Source organism: Shouchella phoenicis (genome assembly GCF_047238345.1).
Lineage (GTDB): Bacteria > Bacillota > Bacilli > Bacillales > Bacillaceae_D > Shouchella.
In genome coordinates this window covers 2,863,990-2,882,609 of record NZ_JBDFMQ010000001.1, presented here as the reverse complement: position 1 = coordinate 2,882,609, position 18,620 = coordinate 2,863,990, and the positions used below count along the sequence as shown (strand labels likewise).

The following is an 18,620-nucleotide window of genomic DNA, read 5'->3' as shown; positions in this document are numbered from 1 at the left end:
GTAAGATAAGAATAACGGAAAGTGGCTTAATTTAAAAGCGGAAGGCTTGAGCTAACCTACACCATTGCTTTCATAAAAAGTGGGGATTAGAAATGGAAGAAGTAAAAGTTCTGAATCAGATTATTTCTCAGACTATAGATACAGTTTCAACAAGTAGAGAAAAGATATTTGAAATTGGCGAACGATCTAGAAACGAACATGCTTATTTAAGCAAAGAGCTTGAGCAAACGAAGCAGAAGGTTGTCGAAGTCATTGATAAAGTAGACAAGTCTTCTTTACATGCAAGGCATGCAAGAAATCGTTTAGCAAAAGTAAGCAAAGAATTTCAAAGCTACACGAACGATGAGGTGAGGGTAGCGTATGAGCAAGCAAGTGAATATCAAGTCGAAATGGCCGTTTTACAACAAGAAGAGAAGCTATTGCGAACAAGAAGAGATGACATTGAACGTCGCTTAAAGAACTTACAGGATACGATTAGTCGTGCGGAACAGCTGTCTGTACAGATGTCGGTTGTGTTTGATTTTCTGTCGAGCGATTTAAAAAAAGTTGGAGAAATAATTGAAGATGCGAAGGAAAAGCAATCATTTGGGTTGAAGATTATAGAAGCTCAGGAGGAAGAAAGAGGTCGATTATCTCGTGAAATTCATGACGGACCGGCGCAAATGATGGCGAACGTTATGCTACATTCAGAATTAATCGAGCGAATCTATCAAGAAAAGGGCATTCATGAAGCGTTAAAAGAAATTCGCGGTTTACGTAAAATGGTTCGATCTTCATTAGCTGAAGTAAGACGAATTATTTATGACTTACGCCCGATGGCGCTTGAGGATTTAGGCTTAATCCCAACGCTTAGAAAATATTTAGAGAATATTGAAGAGCGACATGGATTAACGGTTCATTTTAAACATTTAGGCATTGAAACTCGACTTGAACAACATTTTGAAATAGCTGTTTTTCGACTCATTCAAGAAGCCGTCCAAAACGCGATTAAACATGCGAGCCCTACCGAGGTATTAGTGAAAATTGAAATGAAACGAAACAACGTAATGGTTGTCATAAAAGATGATGGGGTTGGATTTAACCCTTCGACAAAAAAAGACTCTTCATTTGGCATTATTGGCATGAAAGAAAGAGTGAATATGTTAAATGGCGCCATTACGATTCAATCGGAAATAGAACAGGGAACGAATATCTTAATTCAACTACCTGTAACAACAGTCTAATAACGTAGTAGTTTACGAGAGGTGAATCCAATGATAGTACAAGAAACGGATGAAATAAGAATCGTGATTATAGATGATCACCCATTGTTTAGAGAAGGAGTAAAACGAATCTTATCAATGGAGCAAAATTTTAATGTTGTAGCGGATGGCGAAGATGGCTCACAAGTCATAGATCTTGTTCGTAACCATCGACCAGATGTGATTTTAATGGATATTAACATGCCAAAACTTAACGGTGTGGAAGCAACGAAAGAGCTTGTAAAGGTGTTTCCGAAAGTAAAAGTGCTAATCTTATCCATTCATGATGATGAGTCTTATGTGTCACACGTATTGCGTACAGGTGCATCAGGTTATCTGTTAAAAGAAATGGATGCAGAGTCACTTGTAGAAGCTGTCAAAGTTGTGGCAACAGGTGGTGCATATATTCATCCGAAAGTGACGTCAAATTTAATCAAGGAATACCGCCGTTTGGCAAAACAGGATGAAAAGCATCAAGACTCAGTAGGCTACCGTGAAGTCGAGTATCGTAAGCCTTTGCACATTTTAACAAGACGTGAATGTGAAGTGCTTCAACTTATGACAGATGGTCAAAATAACCGCGCTATTGGTGAGTCCTTGTATATTAGTGAAAAAACGGTTAAAAACCATGTTAGCAATATCTTGCAGAAGATGAATGTAAATGACCGAACACAAGCAGTTGTTGAAGCAATTAAAAAAGGATACGTCATTGTTCGCTAAGAAACGATATTATTTCTCGGGAAATTCTTCGGTTATTTCTTGAATATCAGATCTATTTCCGCTAAATTTAAGTGGAGTGACTGACTGTAGAAAAGCGAGGAACAAATATGATAAAGACCGCAGTAATTACGGACACGACTGCCTATTTACAAAAAGAGACGATTGAAGCGCTGCAAATCCATACCATTCCACTAAGCGTAAATTTTTCAGACGGCTCATTTCGAGAAGGAATTGACCTTACTACTGAAGAATTTTATCAAAAGCTTGCAGAGGAAGAGGCTTTGCCAACAACTTCACAGCCGGCGATAGGGGAATTTATTGAGCTCTTTGATCGTCTTGAGCAAGAAGGGTACACAGATGTCGTTTGCATACACCTTTCGGCCAAGATAAGTGGTACTTTGCAAACGGCGTTATCTGCTGGTGAAATGAAAGAGAACCTAACCGTCTATGGCTTTGACTCGAAAATCAGTTGTTCTCCACAAGGTTTCTACGTACGTTCAGCTGCAAAATTAGCGCTAGAAGGTAGCAGTGGATCTGATATTATTCAGTATTTAACCACGCAGCAAGAGCAAGTGCGTGCCTACTTCATGGTACATGATTTGAACCATTTACGAAGAGGTGGACGATTGAGTGGAGCTCAAGCTGTATTTGGCAGTTTATTACAAATTAAGCCGATCTTACATTTTGAAGATGGACAAATCATGCCTTTTGAAAAAGTCCGTACGGAAAAAAAGGCATTAAACCGCATTTTAGATTTGCTCTTTGCAGATTTGCAAAAGGGCAACGTTAGCGAAATCGCTGTTATCCATGCGAATCGTCCTGAAGGTGCTGACATGTTAAAAGAAAAAATTCACTCAGCTTACCCTCATGCTGATATTGAAATAAGCTATTTTGGACCGGTAATTGGTACGCATTTAGGCCCAAGTAGTTTAGGTATTGGCTGGTGTTGAACGATGTCGAGGAGGTAGAGTGTTGACGAGGGATGACATTCAAAAGATTAGACTGTTTTTGTACAATCGATGTATGTTATCGAGCGAATGGCCTTTTTCAAATGAATTACTCGTTCAAGCAATTGAAAAAGAAGTCGTTCAGTCAGAACCTACACTAGTGCAAGAAAACGGTCAATGGAAATGTAAACGGTGTGGAAATGAGAAACAGACCCTTTTTTACGAGCACGATTGTTATCATTGCCAGACGCTTTGTTCCTATTGTCGACATTGTATTGAAATGGGAAAAGCTTCTTCCTGTACACAGCTTCTTACTTGTAACGCTTCACATTTTCGTTACAAGCCTCAAGAAAATAGCTGTCGTTGGGAAGGAGTACTTTCTTCTCACCAAGAGCAAGCAAGTATTCAGCTCATAAAAGCTGTTGAACAGCAAAATCAAACCCATTTAATTTGGGCTGTATGTGGTGCTGGAAAAACTGAAATTCTATTTCCTATGATTGAAAAAAGCTTGCAACTAGGGATGCGCATTGGAATTGCCACACCTCGAACCGACGTGGTGAAAGAGTTAAGCCCACGGTTAAAGATAGCGTTTCCATCAATTAAGCAATCCAGCCTGTATGCAGGAAGTCGTCAAAAGAACCCTCTTGCCCAACTAGTCATCGCAACCACTCACCAATTGCTTCGCTATTATCACGCCTTTGATGTGCTTATTATTGATGAAGTAGATGCATTCCCCTATACGTATGACCGCTCCCTACATTATGCAAGTTCTCGAGCTAAAAAACCTCATGGAACCACAATCTTCTTAAGTGCAACACCATCAAAACGAATCTTGAATACCCCTTCTATTACAGTGACTAAAATTCCCGTTCGATTTCATGGGAAGCCGATTCCTCAACCTCGTTTTCAATGGATTGGCAATTGGCAGCGCCGATTAAGTAAAGGCAGCCTTCCTCCTACTATTCATCAATGGCTTATGCAGCATGAGAATAAACCCTTATTACTGTTTTTCCCATCAATTGAAATGCTAAAGAAATGCTCTTCCATTCTCCAAGGGCTTAGTATTAAACATGAGTTTGTCTATGCAGATGCCCCTGAACGTCATAAGCATGTTCAATCGTTTCGTGAAGGGAGAACCAACTTGCTTTTAACGACAACCATTTTAGAAAGAGGCGTGACGGTGGAAAATTTACAAGTAGCTGTTATCGGTGCGGAACAACCGATCTTTGATGAAGCGTGTCTTGTTCAAATTGCAGGTAGAGTAGGTAGAAAACAAGCTTTTCCCGATGGAGATGTGGTTTATTGGCACTATGGCGTGACGCACTCAATGATAAAAGCAAAGCGTCATATCAGGCAAATGAACAATGAGGGGAGGAAATGAGTTCCTGTGTGTCTTGTCATTCATCTTTTTTTCAAGAAGTATCGATCCAATCACTGTTTACTTTAAAACAGTCACAGCTTTGCGTTGAGTGTTCAAGCCAATTAATGCTTTGCAGGCGCGGGTGTATAAGGTGTGGAAAGCCGGCGCGCTTTGGTTCATTTATAGAGGGGGAGTGTCGTGATTGTATTTGGTGGAGGAAACTTCTCGGACAGGATGTTCTTCAACGTAATCAATCCCTGTATGAGTACAATGATTTTTTGAAAACACTGCTTTCGACATACAAATTTAGAGGCGATGTAGCAATTGGGCATATTTTCACAGAGTCATTGTTGAAAATGATTGGCGAACACTATCAAGAATTCGTTGTTACAACGGTTCCTCTTTCACCTTTAAGAATGAGAGAAAGGGGGTTTAACCAAGCGGACGAATTTTTAAAAAGAGGACAAATACACCACTGTTTAACGAGAGTTTCTGCAGACGATAACAAAAAACAGAGTAAAAAGACCCGGTATGAGAGAATCAATTTATTCCATCACAATCCTTTTTCCCTTATTACAGAAGAAAAGTCGTATATTAAAGGTAAAAAATATTTAATATTAGACGATATATATACTACAGGAGTAACTGTACGGATGGCGGCAAAAGCCCTACTTGAATCAGGTGCTGAGTCCGTTTCCTCCTTAACAGTTGCTAGAGCGATTTAAGGTAGGGGATTAGTGTGAGCGAACTAGCAAATTGTATGAATTGTGGAGCACTCTTTGTTAAAGTTAATCAAGCAACCTGTGTAGAGTGTCAGTCGGAAGAAGAGCAGTGGTTACAAGTCATTAGTGATTATTTAAGGCAACATGAGGATCAACGATTTACGCAACACATGCTCATGGAGAAAACAAAGATTCCGTTTAAATTTTTGCAATCGCTGATTCGCTCCGGAAGATTAAAATTATCAAGATTTCCTAATTTACAGCACTACTGCGAACGTTGTAACGAACTAACGCAAGAAGAGCGCTTTTGTCATACATGTTTAAAGGAACTGAAAAAGGAATTAAGTGAATACGAAACGCAAAAGCATAGTCGTCAACAGCTTAGTGGTGAACGTATACGTAACAAACCGTTAAACCATACTTTACAAAATAATCGTTAATGGAGGCAACTTATGAAAATCCATTCTTCGCACTATATTGGCGCAAGTGAACCATATAAAAATCAAATGAAAACAACCAATAAATCAGAACCAAGAAACGATAAGGTTGAAATTTCAAAAGAAGCATTGGAATTAAGTGCTCAATCGAATAAAGCGAAAGAGATCCGCTTACAAGAGTTAAAAGAGAAAATTCAAAATGGAACGTATGAATTGGAGCCAGAAAAAACGGCTCAAGCCATTTTAACTGCGTGGAAAGGTGCGGAAAATCCTAAATGAGTGAAACATTAGTAAATCAAATGATTGATGTACAAGATACGCTAGTTGACCTGGCTATTCAAAAGGAACAAGCTTTAATTAACAACGAACTTGAGTCATTACAAATGATCGTTAGAAAAGAATCATCTCTTGTAACAAAAGCAAATGCATTAGAAGAGAGAATGCGGTTAGAAGTGAATCTGACTGATTATACCCTTAAGCCGTTAACAGAACGATTGGTTTCAGTTTTGCTGGATTTAAAAAAGCAAAACGAGAAAAATACGTTACTATTAAATGACTCGCTTGCGTTTGTAAGGGGTTCACTGCAATTGTTTCAGAATGACCGTTCGGTTTATACAAAGGAAGCAAAATCAAAGGCTGAACCTGTATCAATCTTTGATTCAAGAGCGTAAGGGGGTGTCTACTTGTCAACTTTTTTAGGTATGGAAACCATGAGGAGAGCGGTTGCGGCAAATCAAACAGCATTACAGACGGTGGGAAACAATATAGCGAATGCAGGTACGCCAGGATATTCGCGTCAAAGAGTGAACATGCATGCTACACCAGGTTACCCTGGATCGGGACCATTTGGGCAACCGATTATGGAAGGTCGCGTTGGTACTGGTGTTGGAATTGATCGTATTCAACGAGTGCGCGACCAATTTTTAGATCAACAGTTTCGATTAGAAGCCCATGTTTCGGGATATACAGGCGTTCAAAGCAGAACGTTTAGTAGACTTGAAGATTTGTTTAATGAGGCGCCTCATAATGAAGGGGATTTAGGTGGGCTTTCAAGTCAATTAAATGGTTTTTTCAACGGCTGGAGAGAGATTGCTGCTGGACAAGATAGTCAGGCTGTGTTGGTCGAACAATCTGAAGCAGTGATGGACACGTTTGATTCTTTAGAGAAAGCGTTTCAATCTGAAATACATTTACTAGAGCAAGAGCGAGGCATGACTGAAACGAAGATAAACGATTTACTCTCACAAATCGCAGACAATAATGCTGCGATCAAGAAAATAGAAGAGAGTGGACAAGCAGCGAACGAACTTTATGATCAGCAAGATCTGTTAATTGACGAATTGGCAACCTTGATCCCGGTTGAAGTAAGCCGATCAAGTTCTCAAAAAGGGCATGAAGGTAGTTATGATATTAAGCTATTAAACAGTGACATTATGCTAGTAGATGGGCAGGAATCAGCAGATTCATTTTCTCCTTTTACCTTTTCAGTAGAGGATCAAAACGGTGAACCCGCATTGATAGTCAATGGTGAATCGTATAGTGCTGTGATTAGTGGAAAATTTCTTGGTATCAATGCTTCTATTTCCAACGTTGAAAAAGCGATTGAAACCATGCAAGGTCTTCGAGGTCAGCTTATTGAAGATGTGAATGGCATCTTGCCTAATTTTTTTGATGAAACAAGCCAACGCGTTTCAAATGAATTAATTGAAAATCCCAATTTATTAAATGTGAATAAAGAGACAGCGCAGCGTATCGCAAATCTTAGTCAAGAGAATGGTTCAGTGACGAAGCAATACCAGCAGTTTATGAGCGAATTAGGCGTGGAGACACAAAGTGTACAGAGGAAGGCTGAGGCTGCTCAGGCTCGATTACGCAATATTGATGGAAATCGCATGTCGGTAAGTGGCGTTTCGCTAGATGAAGAACTGACGATGTTGGTTCAGTTCCAGCACTCCTATAATGCGGCTGCCCGGGTAATGACGGCAATGGACGAAATGCTTAACACCGTTATTAATGGAATGGGTGTAGTAGGACGTTAAAGGGAGGGAAATGATGATATGAGAGTTACACAATCAATGTTAACGGCAAATACGTTGCACTATTCACAAGCAAGCTATCAAAGACTTTCTACACTACAGGAACAATTGAGCACGCAAAAAAAAATTACACGATTTTCACAAGATCCCGTTACAGCTGCTAAATCAATGCAATTTCGCGAATCGGCTGACCAAATTCAGCAGTATAAGCGTAATATGAGTGAAGCGCACAATCGATTGGATCAAAGTGATACATCTCTACGAGAAACCAATAGTATTCTAACGAGAATTCGCGAATTGGCTATAAAAGCATCAACGGATACATATGGAGAAGACGAACGAAAAAGTATTGCTCAAGAAGTAGAGCAATTGACAGACCATTTGTTAACAGTAGCAAATACAAATATTGCAGGAAACCATATTTTTAATGGCGAACAACGGGATCGTGCGCCAATTGAAAAACTTGACCCATCCACGGTTACAAGCGATCAATTTAATGACAATACAGTGATTTATTTTAATGGTTCTACGTACGCCTATCAAGAAAACGGTACGTTTGAAAATGAGGAAGGTGCGCATATTCAATTTCAAGATGGGCAATGGCTTTCGGGTGAAGAGTCTATTCACCCGGAAGAAATGCGGATGATGAATCATCAATTTGCTTCTGCAGCATTTGAATTAGAACTGCAGCAAGGCGTAAAGATCACGGTTGGAGCCGATGCTCATCGTTTGTTTACAACCGATATGTTTAATGAATTATATCAATTTCAACAAGCGCTGGCTGACCCGAATATCGAAGCAGAAGAGTTAAGTGCTTTTGTTGGTAAGGTAGATGCTCACTTAAGAACAGCGGCAGATATAAATGGGCAACTTGGAGCACGAATGAACCGGGTTGATTTAATTGAAGATCGGCTAAATACGCAAGCATTGTTACTAGAAAAAGTGAAATCAGAGAACGAAGATGTTGATTTTGAAGAGACGGTTATGAAATTATTAGTTGCGGAAACCGTTCATTCTGCTGCATTAGCAGCTAGTGCACGGGTTTTGCAACCTTCGTTATTAGATTTCTTAAGATAGGTGGTTTCCATGCAAGTTGAGACAAATTATTTAGGCACACTTGAAATCGAACAAGCGGACGTGCTTCATTTTCCAAATGGCCTTCCTGGCTTTCCTTTAGAAAATGAATTCGTATTAATTCCTTTTCCACAAAGTGACTTTTATCTCTTACAATCTACAAAAGGAAAACACGTTGCTTTTGTCTGTTTAAATCCGTTTTCAATCTGGAAGGATTATCGGATTGAGCTAGACCAAAAAACGATTGACCAGCTAAACATTGAAACGGAAACCGATGTCGCTGTATTTGTACTTGTTACGGTTAAAGAACCCTTTTCTACATCAACGGCGAACCTTAATGCACCACTTGTTGTGAATACGGTCAGCCATTTGGGCAAGCAACTCATTTATGAAGCACAGCTGTATTCATCAAAAGCGTTACTCGCAGGTAAGGGAGGCGAATAAATGCTTGTTCTCTCACGAAAAATCAATGAATCTATTTGCATTGGCGATCATGTTGAACTAACTGTTTTAGAAGTAAGTGGTGATCAAGTCAAGATTGGCATCCAAGCACCTAAATCGGTGGATATTATCCGTAAAGAAATCATTGAAATGGTTGAAAAAGAAAATAAGCAAGCTGTCGAATCCTTATCCATTGATTCACTTAAAGCGTTAATTGAACAAAAGAATCAATCGTAAGTTTGGCTAGTATGATTTTTCAGAAGGTGGCGATGCAATGTCCATGGAAATTCATTCAGCAGGAAACCGTTCATTTTTAAGCGATCTCCCGTTCCGAAATTTGGATGGGAATCATAACCGAACAGAAACAGAGAATACCCTCGCGACTGATGAGCAAAAGGTAAGGAAACGTGCCTTATCTTTCCACATTCATTCTGATCTTGGTCGGGTGTATGTAAAAGTTGTTGATTCGGATACTGAGGAAGTTGTTCGTGAAGTTCCACCTGAACAATTACTGAATCTTGTTGCGTCAATGATGAAGTCAGCAGGATTAATAATCGATCGTCAAGTATAAAAGAGGTGAAGAAACGATGCGACTATCAGGCTTATCATCGGGGCTAGATATCGATCAAATGATGAAAGACCTCATGCAGGCAGAGCGTATGCCTGTAAATAAATTAGAAAAACAAAAAACAGAGCTTGGTTGGAAAATGGACAACTACCGAGATATTAATTTGAAGCTGCGCGCTCTACATACATCAATGTTTGATTCCATTATGCGTGCATCCTCTATGCAAAGGCGCTCGGTCTTGTCATCGAATCAAGCGGTTGTTTCAGCTACGGCTTCTTCTAATGTTGGGAATACGAGTTTTACAATCAATGAAGTAAAGCAATTGGCTACTTCCACGACAGCAATTGGTCGACCGATTTCAAAACAGAACTCAAGCGAACCTGTTTCGAACCAGACGTCTATTAAGGAACTGGCTGGCGATGAAATCGATTGGGTGTCAGGAAGAAAAGAACGAGCATCTGTTCAAGTTGGAGAGGGTAAGACGATTTCATTAACGCAGCCTTTAGCAGAGGGTGCAACGCATATTCTCGTTCAAGGCAAAGCTTATGAAGTTGTAGCAGACCAAGATGCTCCTTTACAACAAAATCAAGTTCGCTTAGATGATTCCGGAACTGTCACCTTCCATGAAGACGTTTCGTTGTCGTCGCAAGTACAAGTTGAATACATTGCAAAAGCTGAAAATGAAGAGCAAGCACAGCGCTATACGTTTTCATCCCTTTCTGTCATGGCAAATGAAAAAGGGGAATTCCACACAACATCCTTCTTCTTTAATGAAGCTGATACGATTCAAAGTGTCGTGACGACGGTCAATCAATCAAAAGCAAATGTATCGGCTTTTTTTGATGACCATAATAAAAAGCTTGTGTTGACGAATAAAGATACTGGCACATTTAATACATCAGTTGATGAATTTGCCTTTAGCGGTGGGTTATTTACATCTGCCTTTGGATTAGATGAAGTGACAAACGGTCAAAATGCGATTTTTACTATAAATGGCCTTGATACGGAGAGACGGAGCAATACATTCGCTATTAGCGGCATGTCTATAACGCTTAAAGATGTGTCAACCCAACCTATTACGCTCACTGCATCCACAGATGTTGACTCAATTTATGAGACGATTACATCATTTGTAAAAGAGTATAACGAGTTGGTTGACTTTATGAATGGCAAAGTCAACGAACGCTACTATCGCGATTATGACCCTTTAACAGATGAGGAAAGAGATGCACTATCTGAAACAGAAGCGAAACGATGGGATGAACGAGCGCAAAGTGGCTTGTTACGAAATGATTCACTCTTACAAACGAGCATGAACCAAATGAGGAATAATGTGTATAAAGTAATCCCTACTGGTGGTTCGTTTACGCACCTATCTCAAATTGGCATTACAACGACGAGAGACTACGCGGATGGCGGAAAGTTAGAAATCAATGAGGATAAGTTACGAGAAGCGATTGAGAATGATCCTGAGGGCATTTTCACACTATTTAATGGAAATCAAGAAACAGAAGGAATCGCCCAGTCCATGAGGCGAGATTTGCAACAATCTATGTCTGCAATTGCAAGACGGGCTGGAGGTTCAGAAGGATTTCATGAATTACACCAGTTTACGATTGGGCAACAAACTCGAACGATTGATCAGCAATTAGAAAACTTTGAACGACGGTTAGAGCAGAAAGAGTCAAGATATTGGCGCCAGTTCACAGCCATGGAGAGAGCGATGCAAATGGCAAATCAACAAAGTGAATCGTTATTTAACTTGCTTTACAACAATTAAGGGAGGCACTGTATGCTAAAACAAGCGACGTACAAACAACAATCCGTCCAAACAGCCTCTCCAGGAGAATTAACGCTTATGCTGTACAATGGCTGTTTGAAACAACTGAGAATAGCTGAAGAAGCCATTGGTGCAAACCAGTTTCAACAAAGAAACGAAGCGTTAACAAAAGCAGAGGCTATTGTAAAAGAACTCATGATTACACTAAAAACTGACAGTGAAGTTGGGCAAAATATGATGCGAATGTATGAGTATATTCACCATCATTTAGTTGAAGCAAATATAAAAAGCGATGTGTCAGCTTTAAAGGAAGCAAAACAATATGTGGTGGAATTTCGAGACACGTGGAAAGAAGTCATTCGATTGGAGCGCCAGCAACGTTATGGTGGAGCTGACGTAAATTGAACAATTTAGAAAATAGGTTGGCGACGCACACTACGAACCTTGTGACACACCTTTCCAATGGGTTGCCTAATCAGGATCTTGATCGAGATGGTTATATTGAAGAACTGATGCGTTTACTAGACAATCGACAAAACGTTATTAATGAGTTGGTTAATCAAGACGGACATGAGCCAATGGATTTAACAGAAGAAAAGCGGATCAAAGAGCTTCTTTCAACCCAGCTTGAATCACTTAAAAAAGAGATAAGTCGATTTACCAAGCAAAAAGAGGGCCGTCAAAAATACCAACAGACATATGGAAGAACCGAATCAGGTGTATTTTTAGATAAAAAAACGCTATAAACGAATTATGGACATGCGCTAGTTTGTAAACTGGGGCGTGTTTTTTAATGAAAAAGAATCCCTTTTTATGGTGCGAGGGATTCTTCGAAATTATTGTGCAAGAGATGGGTATTGGATACCTTCAGGACTGTTTACACTCGATCGTGTGACGGTTAAATCTTTTCGTACCGCATATTCTTCAGCTGGAGCGTCAATGATGAATTCAAATACAGTATTTGATTTTTCAAGGAGATACGTTTCTTTATCAATAAATAGCATAAAATCAAGCTGTGAAACCTGATAAGAGCTATTTCGTAAGTCGATTTCTTCAAGTCCAAATAGGGATTGGTCAAACAAATCCATATGTAACGCCATATCGTCGAGGTCCTCATTAGTTGCTTCTATCGTTAATACATATAGATCGTCATATTCCCTTACGGACACAAATTCTGTTATTCCCTGTAGAAGTGATAGCTGGTTTTGAGGGGAATAGTCAGAGGACAAAATCGATCCTAGCTCCGCTGTTTCATTAATCTCTTCCCATCCGTCGTTATTATGATTTGAAACAAGCGTATCATTCATTTTTAATAAACCCAGTGTTTCTTCCACTTGATCAATATTCCCAGCACCATTCATCGCGTATCTGGCGAAATTTGAGTAGATAATTTCTGGTTCTTTTTGAAAAGACAGGGTTCCATCGGTTACTTTTTGAATCTGTTCATCTCTGAATGAAATAAAATCTGTCATTTTTATATTTGCACTATAATTTTCAAGTGTTGACTCAGCAGCAATGGCGTTTTCAATAAGAGCATGACTTTGATCTTCTGAAGGTTGATGAGTCATTTTTTCTGTCTCATCTGTTAGTTGTACCGTTTCATCTGTTTCAATATCGGATAATGAACATGCCCCGAGAAGGATTGATAAAGTCACACTTGAATATAGCCAATTTTTGTGTAACATGGTCATCTACTCCTGCTAATTTGAGTGAGCGCTCTATTATAATATTACATTTGTGTTACAAGCGCTTGTGACATTGTAACAAAAGTCGTATAAGTTGCAAATAGGAAATTAGAACCAAGGCTACTTTTTTAAACGTAAAGCGTTATATATTATGGAAGAAACAGGAGAAAGATTCATGTCGAAAAAATTTCTCAGAAAACCTTTCGACAAATTTCATATTTTCCATCATTTTTATGTTTGACTTAAAACTTCTATTCTATTAACCCTTAATAGAAAGCGTTACCAATTTAAGAGAATATTATCGACATAATCAGACAAAATGCCGACTCGCAATTTGAAGAAAGAGTTTGACTTATATGAATCGTACTGGTATATTGAATCTGTGGTATAACACCATATAATGAAATTTTATGTAACGAAGGGAATGTGAAACATGCAAGGAAAAGTAAAATGGTTCAATGCAGAAAAAGGTTTTGGTTTTATCGAGCGTGAAGATGGAGACGACGTATTCGTACACTTCTCAGCAATCAACTCTGAAGGATTCAAAACACTTGACGAAGGTCAAGATGTAGAATTCGAAATCGTTGAAGGCGCTCGTGGACCACAAGCTGCAAACGTAGTTAAGCTTTAATTCACATTCCTGTAAGGATATGAATAATAGCTAATGCTCAACCCACCCCATTAAGAATGGAGTGGGTTTTTTGTATGGATTTTGTCATATCTTCAATGTTTAAGAAGGATTTTAGAGGGAAATGTAGAAGTAAGCAAGGGAAAAGGAGGAGTTCAACGATGCATTATAATATTCGTGGTGAAAACATTGAGGTAACGCCAGCAATTAGGGAGTATGTGGAAAAGAAAGTCGGTAAGCTTGAAAGATACTTTGATACTACTCCAATTGCGGATGTAAATGTAAAGCTACAGATCATTAATAGTAGCGAATCAAGTATAGAGGTTACTATTCCAATGCCAAGACTCTTATTAAGAGGCGAGGAAACAAATGCGGATATGTATGCAGCGATCGACGTAGTCGTCGAAAAGTTAGAACGCCAAATTAGAAAGCATAAAACGAAAGTCAATCGTAAATTTAGACAAGAGGGTAGCCTCAAGCATATGTTTAAAAATGAGTTGGAACCTTTAAGAGAAGAAATCATTGAAGAGGAAGACGAAAATGATTTAGAAGTGGTTCGAACGAAGCGATTCAATTTAAAACCAATGGATGCAGAAGAAGCAATTCTGCAGATGGATTTACTAGGTCACAATTTCTTCGTCTTTTCTGATGCCGATAGCGGAAGTACAAACGTTGTGTATCGTCGAAGAGATGGGAAATACGGGTTAATTGAGTCGGAAGCATAAAATGAAAGTGTCAGCCACGCGCTGACACTTTTTAATGTTGACAGGTGGGCAAGTAGTCTTGTAAGCCACTGTTTAAACTGCTAATATAAGGTATGATCATATTAAAAGAATCGTTTTGTGTATTGCCGTTAAGAGAGGAAGATGAAGATGCTCGGATTACTTCGAAAAGTAGTAGGCGATCCTGCTCAAAAGCAATTAAAGAAAAATGAAAAAGTGATTGATCAAGTTGAGGCTTTAGCTGATGAGATGACAAAGCTCTCAGATGACCAATTAAGAAATAAAACAGAAGAATTTAAGCAACAAATTGAAGAAGGAACGTCAATTGATGACATTGTTGTTCCTGCCCTAGCCACTGTAAGAGAAGCATCGAAACGAGTGCTCAATGAGTACCCTTACCGTGTGCAGCTGCTTGGAGCACTTGCTTTACACCAAGGGAATATTTCTGAAATGAAAACAGGTGAAGGAAAAACACTTGTTGGTACTTCAGCTTGTTATGTACAAGCGTTACTTGGAAAAGGTGTTCATATTGTTACTGTCAATAATTATTTAGCTAGCCGTGACTTAGGGAATTATGGTCGCGTATTTCAATTTTTAGGACTAACAGTTGGTTTAAACGAAAACGGTCTATCCCGAGAAGAGAAACAAAAAGCTTATGCTGCAGATATTACGTACAGCACGAACAACGAGCTTGGCTTTGATTATTTACGTGACAACATGGTTCTTTATAAAGATCAAATGGTTCAACGTCCTCTTCATTTTGCGTTAATTGATGAAGTTGACTCCATTTTAATTGATGAGGCTCGTACTCCATTAATTATTTCAGGTTCGGTTGAGCGGAAAACAAAGCTTTATGGGCAAGCCAATACATTTGTGCGTGTACTTAAAGTAGATGAAGATTATACGTATGATGAAAAGACAAAAGCCGTTCAATTAACCGATGAAGGCGTTAATAAAGCGGAGCGCGCCTTTAATATTGATAATTTGTATGACCAAAAGCATGTCTCGCTTAATCACCATATTAACCAATCGTTAAAAGCACATGTAGCTATGCAACGTGATGCCGATTATGTAGTAGAAGACGGCGAGGTCGTGATTGTTGACCAATTTACAGGCCGACTAATGAAAGGCCGAAGATACAGTGACGGTTTACACCAAGCGTTAGAAGCGAAAGAAAATTTGCAAGTGCAAAAAGAAAGCATTACGCTCGCTTCCATTACATTCCAAAACTATTTTAGAATGTATCAAAAGCTTGCAGGCATGACTGGTACTGCCAAAACGGAAGAAGAAGAATTCCGAAATATTTACGGTATGGATGTTATGGTAATTCCAACAAATAAAGACATTGCCCGGGATGACCGCTCTGATTTAATTTATAAATCGATGCAAGCGAAATTTAATGCGGTTGTGAATGAAATCGCGGAGCTACATAAAGCTGGACAACCGGTTCTTGTAGGTACAGTGAATGTAGATACGTCTGAGATCGTTTCGAAAATGCTAACGAAAAAACGTATCCCGCACCATGTGCTAAACGCGAAAAACCATGAGCGTGAAGCGGAAATTATTGAAAATGCTGGCCATAAAGGTGCTGTGACTATTGCCACAAATATGGCCGGGCGTGGAACGGACATTAAGCTAGGGCCTGGTGTGAAGGAAGTAGGTGGCCTTCATGTACTTGGAACGGAGCGACATGAATCTCGCCGAATTGATAACCAGTTACGAGGACGTTCTGGTCGTCAAGGAGATGTAGGTTCTTCGCAGTTCTACTTGTCTATGGAAGATGAACTAATGAGACGTTTTGGATCGGATAATATGCGCAACATGATGGAGCGCCTTGGCATGGAAGAAGACCAACCGATTGAGTCTAAGCTCGTATCTAGAGCCGTGGAAACAGCGCAGAAGCGTGTAGAAGGAAATAACTATGATGCCCGTAAACAAATCTTGCAGTTTGATGATGTCATGCGCGAGCAACGTGAGATTATTTACAAGCAGCGGATGGAAGTGCTTGAGTCAGACAATTTACGATCAATTGTAGAGAATATGCTAACAGCAACGGTTGCGCATGTTGTTCAGACGCATACGCCCGATTCTCTTGTTCAGGAAGAGTGGGATTATCAAGCGATTGTCACGTATATTAATGGACAGTTGTTATCTGAAGGGGCGTTAACTGAAAAAGAGATTAATGGCCTGGAACAAGAGGAAATTGTGGAGCTGGTAACGGAAAAAGTTCGTGCGGCTTATCATCAGAAAGAATCAGAAGTATCGCCTGAGCAAATGCGTGAATTTGAAAAGGTGATCATGCTGCGTACCGTCGATCGTAAATGGATGAATCACATTGATCAGATGGATCAGTTGCGACAAGGGATTCATTTACGTGCATACGGGCAGAACGACCCGCTTCGTGAATACCGTTTTGAAGGCTTTAACATGTTTGAAGCGATGATTGTTGAGATCGAAGAAGAAGTGTCTATGTACGTCATGAAAGCAGAAGTTCAGCAAAACCTACAGCGACAAGAAGTTGCACAAGGGAAAGCTGTTCAGCCATCAGCAAATAATGAAGAACAAAAGCAAGCGAAGAAAAAGCCTGTCCGCAAAGGGGAAGACGTTGGTCGAAATGATCCGTGTATCTGTGGAAGTGGCAAGAAATATAAAAACTGTTGCGGTGCAAACGGCTAAGTTTTTTTAAAATAATGAGGTGGAAGCGTTGGATTTAGTAGAAATTAAGCAAGAGCTAACGGCTTTAGAGAAACGATTAACGGACTTTAGGGGGTCTCTTTGACGTCGCAGATAAAGAAGAGCGAATTGCTGAGCTAGAGGAGAAGATGACTGATCCTGATTTTTGGAATCACCAAGAAGAAGCACAAAAAGTGATTGCGGAAACGAACGGTCTTAAAGATCAAGTGCACACGTTTAAAGATATGGCTGAGGCTTACGAAGATTTAGAAGTGAATCTTGAGTTAGTTCGGGAGGAAGGCGATCCTGAGCTAGCGTCTGAATTAGAAAACGGGGTAAAAGCGCTTGTAGAGAAAATGAACCAATTTGAACTGCAGCTTTTACTAAGCGAGCCTTATGACAAAAACAATGCCATTCTTGAACTTCATCCTGGTGCTGGTGGAACAGAATCCCAAGACTGGGCTTCGATGCTTCTAAGAATGTATACGCGTTGGGCTGATAAGCGAGGCTACTCCGTTGAAACCCTTGATTATTTACCTGGTGAAGAAGCTGGGGTGAAAAGTGTAACATTGCTTATTAAAGGACATAATGCCTATGGGTATTTAAAAGCGGAAAAAGGGGTTCATCGCTTGGTGCGAATTTCGCCATTTGATTCGTCTGGAAGAAGGCACACATCGTTTGTTTCGTGTGAAATCATGCCGGAGTTAGACGATACCGTCGATATTGAACTAAATACGGAAGATCTAAAAATTGATACGTATCGCGCCAGTGGTGCAGGTGGTCAGCATATCAATACCACAGATTCTGCTGTTCGTATTACGCACCTTCCGACGAACACCGTTGTCACGTGTCAAAGTGAACGCTCCCAGATTAAAAACCGCGAACAAGCGATGAAAATGATGAAAGCAAAGCTCTATCAATTAAAAATTGAAGAACAAGAGCAACAACTTGCCGAAATTCGTGGTGAACAAAAAGAAATTGGCTGGGGTAGCCAAATTCGGTCATATGTCTTCCACCCGTATTCTATGGTGAAAGACCATCGCACAAATCATGAAAATGGAAATTCGAATGCCGTGATGGATGGGGATCTAGACCCGTTTATTGATGCGTATTTACGTCAAACTATTAACATTGACTAGTGAAAAAACCGGCTTAGTAGCCGGTTTTTTGCTTGAATGTTGCTAATGAGGAGGGGCGTTATTGAAGTCGTATGTACCCGTAAGTATAGTGTCGTTTCTTCTCCTATTAAGTGGGTGTGGATCTGAAAGCGATGATTCCATCCAAGTAGAGGATAGTGAGGAACGAACGTTTAGTGGTGATGAATATGAGCTTTATCGAGAAAACAGCTGTATTACGTGCCACGGAGATCAACTGCAAGGAGCAACGGGACCAACATTAATTGGCTTAGATTATTCTGCTGAAGAAATTGAGGCAATTATAAAAGAAGGTATTGGCTATATGGCACCTCAAAAAGTCGAGGAAGAAGATCGAGAAGCGTTGGCAAAATGGATAAGTGAACTGTAACCATACAGTTCATTTTTTTTTGCGTTCATCATGCCTACCCGCTAATATCTGACAGTAAACCT

The 18,620-nt window shown here is 39.7% G+C and carries 22 protein-coding genes; 21 read left to right on the top strand and 1 reads right to left on the bottom strand.

Annotated elements, in window-relative coordinates; genetic code table 11:
* Positions 1–92 precede the first annotated feature (92 nt).
* The 16 genes from ABC361_RS15475 (at position 93) to ABC361_RS15400 (ending at position 12,072) form a co-directional block, all read left to right on the top strand.
* Positions 93–1,223, top strand: a complete 1,131-nt coding sequence (locus ABC361_RS15475) for a sensor histidine kinase (RefSeq protein WP_413074780.1) — start codon at positions 93–95, stop codon at positions 1,221–1,223.
* Between the two features lie 30 nt (positions 1,224–1,253).
* Positions 1,254–1,961, top strand: coding sequence for a response regulator transcription factor (locus ABC361_RS15470; protein WP_081762106.1), 708 nt, complete (start codon positions 1,254–1,256; stop codon positions 1,959–1,961).
* 110 nt (positions 1,962–2,071) lie between these two features.
* Positions 2,072–2,911 (top strand): DegV family protein, encoded by an 840-nt coding sequence (locus ABC361_RS15465; protein ID WP_413075786.1) that lies wholly within the window; start codon positions 2,072–2,074, stop codon positions 2,909–2,911.
* 22 nt (positions 2,912–2,933) lie between these two features.
* A complete protein-coding gene (locus ABC361_RS15460; protein WP_413074779.1) occupies positions 2,934–4,289 on the top strand; it encodes an ATP-dependent helicase ComFA in 1,356 nt (451 codons plus the stop codon).
* Positions 4,290–4,546: 257 nt separating this feature from the next.
* The gene (locus ABC361_RS15455) at positions 4,547–4,993 is read left to right on the top strand and encodes a ComF family protein (protein WP_413074778.1); all 447 of its coding nucleotides are present in this window, start codon (positions 4,547–4,549) and stop codon (positions 4,991–4,993) included.
* 14 nt (positions 4,994–5,007) lie between these two features.
* Entirely contained in the window at positions 5,008–5,430 is a 423-nt protein-coding gene (locus ABC361_RS15450; RefSeq protein WP_413074777.1) for a hypothetical protein, read from the top strand.
* Positions 5,431–5,442: 12 nt separating this feature from the next.
* Positions 5,443–5,706: a flagellar biosynthesis anti-sigma factor FlgM gene (locus ABC361_RS15445; protein WP_413074776.1), complete on the top strand. Its 264-nt coding sequence runs from the start codon at positions 5,443–5,445 to the stop codon at positions 5,704–5,706.
* A complete protein-coding gene (flgN, locus tag ABC361_RS15440; RefSeq protein WP_413074775.1) occupies positions 5,703–6,098 on the top strand; it encodes a flagellar export chaperone FlgN in 396 nt (131 codons plus the stop codon). The genes ABC361_RS15445 and flgN overlap by 4 nt, the downstream gene beginning before the upstream one ends.
* Before the next feature lie 12 nt (positions 6,099–6,110).
* The gene (gene flgK, locus ABC361_RS15435) at positions 6,111–7,466 is read left to right on the top strand and encodes a flagellar hook-associated protein FlgK (protein ID WP_413074774.1); all 1,356 of its coding nucleotides are present in this window, start codon (positions 6,111–6,113) and stop codon (positions 7,464–7,466) included.
* 18 nt (positions 7,467–7,484) lie between these two features.
* Positions 7,485–8,540: a flagellar hook-associated protein FlgL gene (gene flgL / locus ABC361_RS15430; protein ID WP_413074773.1), complete on the top strand. Its 1,056-nt coding sequence runs from the start codon at positions 7,485–7,487 to the stop codon at positions 8,538–8,540.
* Positions 8,541–8,549: 9 nt separating this feature from the next.
* Positions 8,550–8,981 (top strand): flagellar assembly protein FliW, encoded by a 432-nt coding sequence (gene fliW, locus ABC361_RS15425; RefSeq protein ID WP_413074772.1) that lies wholly within the window; start codon positions 8,550–8,552, stop codon positions 8,979–8,981.
* The gene (csrA, locus tag ABC361_RS15420) at positions 8,982–9,215 is read left to right on the top strand and encodes a carbon storage regulator CsrA (protein ID WP_413074771.1); all 234 of its coding nucleotides are present in this window, start codon (positions 8,982–8,984) and stop codon (positions 9,213–9,215) included. It abuts the gene before it with no gap.
* A 37-nt stretch (positions 9,216–9,252) separates the two neighbouring features.
* Positions 9,253–9,549, top strand: a complete 297-nt coding sequence (locus ABC361_RS15415; protein ID WP_413074770.1) for a flagellar protein FlaG — start codon at positions 9,253–9,255, stop codon at positions 9,547–9,549.
* Between the two features lie 16 nt (positions 9,550–9,565).
* A complete protein-coding gene (gene fliD / locus ABC361_RS15410; protein WP_413074769.1) occupies positions 9,566–11,326 on the top strand; it encodes a flagellar filament capping protein FliD in 1,761 nt (586 codons plus the stop codon).
* A gap of 12 nt (positions 11,327–11,338) precedes the next feature.
* A complete protein-coding gene (fliS, locus tag ABC361_RS15405) occupies positions 11,339–11,731 on the top strand; it encodes a flagellar export chaperone FliS (protein WP_413074768.1) in 393 nt (130 codons plus the stop codon).
* Entirely contained in the window at positions 11,728–12,072 is a 345-nt protein-coding gene (locus tag ABC361_RS15400) for a flagellar protein FliT (RefSeq protein WP_413074767.1), read from the top strand. Before fliS ends, ABC361_RS15400 begins: the two co-directional genes overlap by 4 nt.
* 90 nt (positions 12,073–12,162) lie before the next feature.
* On the opposite strand, the gene ABC361_RS15395 is transcribed toward ABC361_RS15400, so the two are convergent.
* Positions 12,163–13,011, bottom strand: coding sequence for a DUF6612 family protein (locus tag ABC361_RS15395; RefSeq protein WP_413074766.1), 849 nt, complete (start codon positions 13,009–13,011; stop codon positions 12,163–12,165).
* Between the two features lie 433 nt (positions 13,012–13,444).
* Between ABC361_RS15395 and ABC361_RS15390 the strand changes: the two genes are divergently transcribed.
* From ABC361_RS15390 to ABC361_RS15370, 5 genes are all read left to right on the top strand, one after another.
* The gene (locus tag ABC361_RS15390; protein ID WP_035420575.1) at positions 13,445–13,642 is read left to right on the top strand and encodes a cold shock domain-containing protein; all 198 of its coding nucleotides are present in this window, start codon (positions 13,445–13,447) and stop codon (positions 13,640–13,642) included.
* Positions 13,643–13,800: 158 nt separating this feature from the next.
* Positions 13,801–14,364 (top strand): ribosome hibernation-promoting factor, HPF/YfiA family, encoded by a 564-nt coding sequence (gene hpf, locus ABC361_RS15385; RefSeq protein ID WP_099301723.1) that lies wholly within the window; start codon positions 13,801–13,803, stop codon positions 14,362–14,364.
* Between the two features lie 147 nt (positions 14,365–14,511).
* A complete protein-coding gene (secA, locus tag ABC361_RS15380; RefSeq protein ID WP_413074765.1) occupies positions 14,512–17,037 on the top strand; it encodes a preprotein translocase subunit SecA in 2,526 nt (841 codons plus the stop codon).
* 28 nt (positions 17,038–17,065) lie between these two features.
* Positions 17,066–18,173 (top strand): peptide chain release factor 2 gene (gene prfB / locus ABC361_RS15375; protein ID WP_413074764.1). Its coding sequence is split into 2 segments (ribosomal slippage): positions 17,066–17,137 and positions 17,139–18,173, totalling 1,107 coding nucleotides; the frame shifts between segments, so codons are not numbered across the junction.
* Between the two features lie 61 nt (positions 18,174–18,234).
* Positions 18,235–18,558 (top strand): c-type cytochrome, encoded by a 324-nt coding sequence (locus tag ABC361_RS15370; RefSeq protein WP_413074763.1) that lies wholly within the window; start codon positions 18,235–18,237, stop codon positions 18,556–18,558.
* The last annotated feature ends 62 nt before the right edge of the window (positions 18,559–18,620 follow it).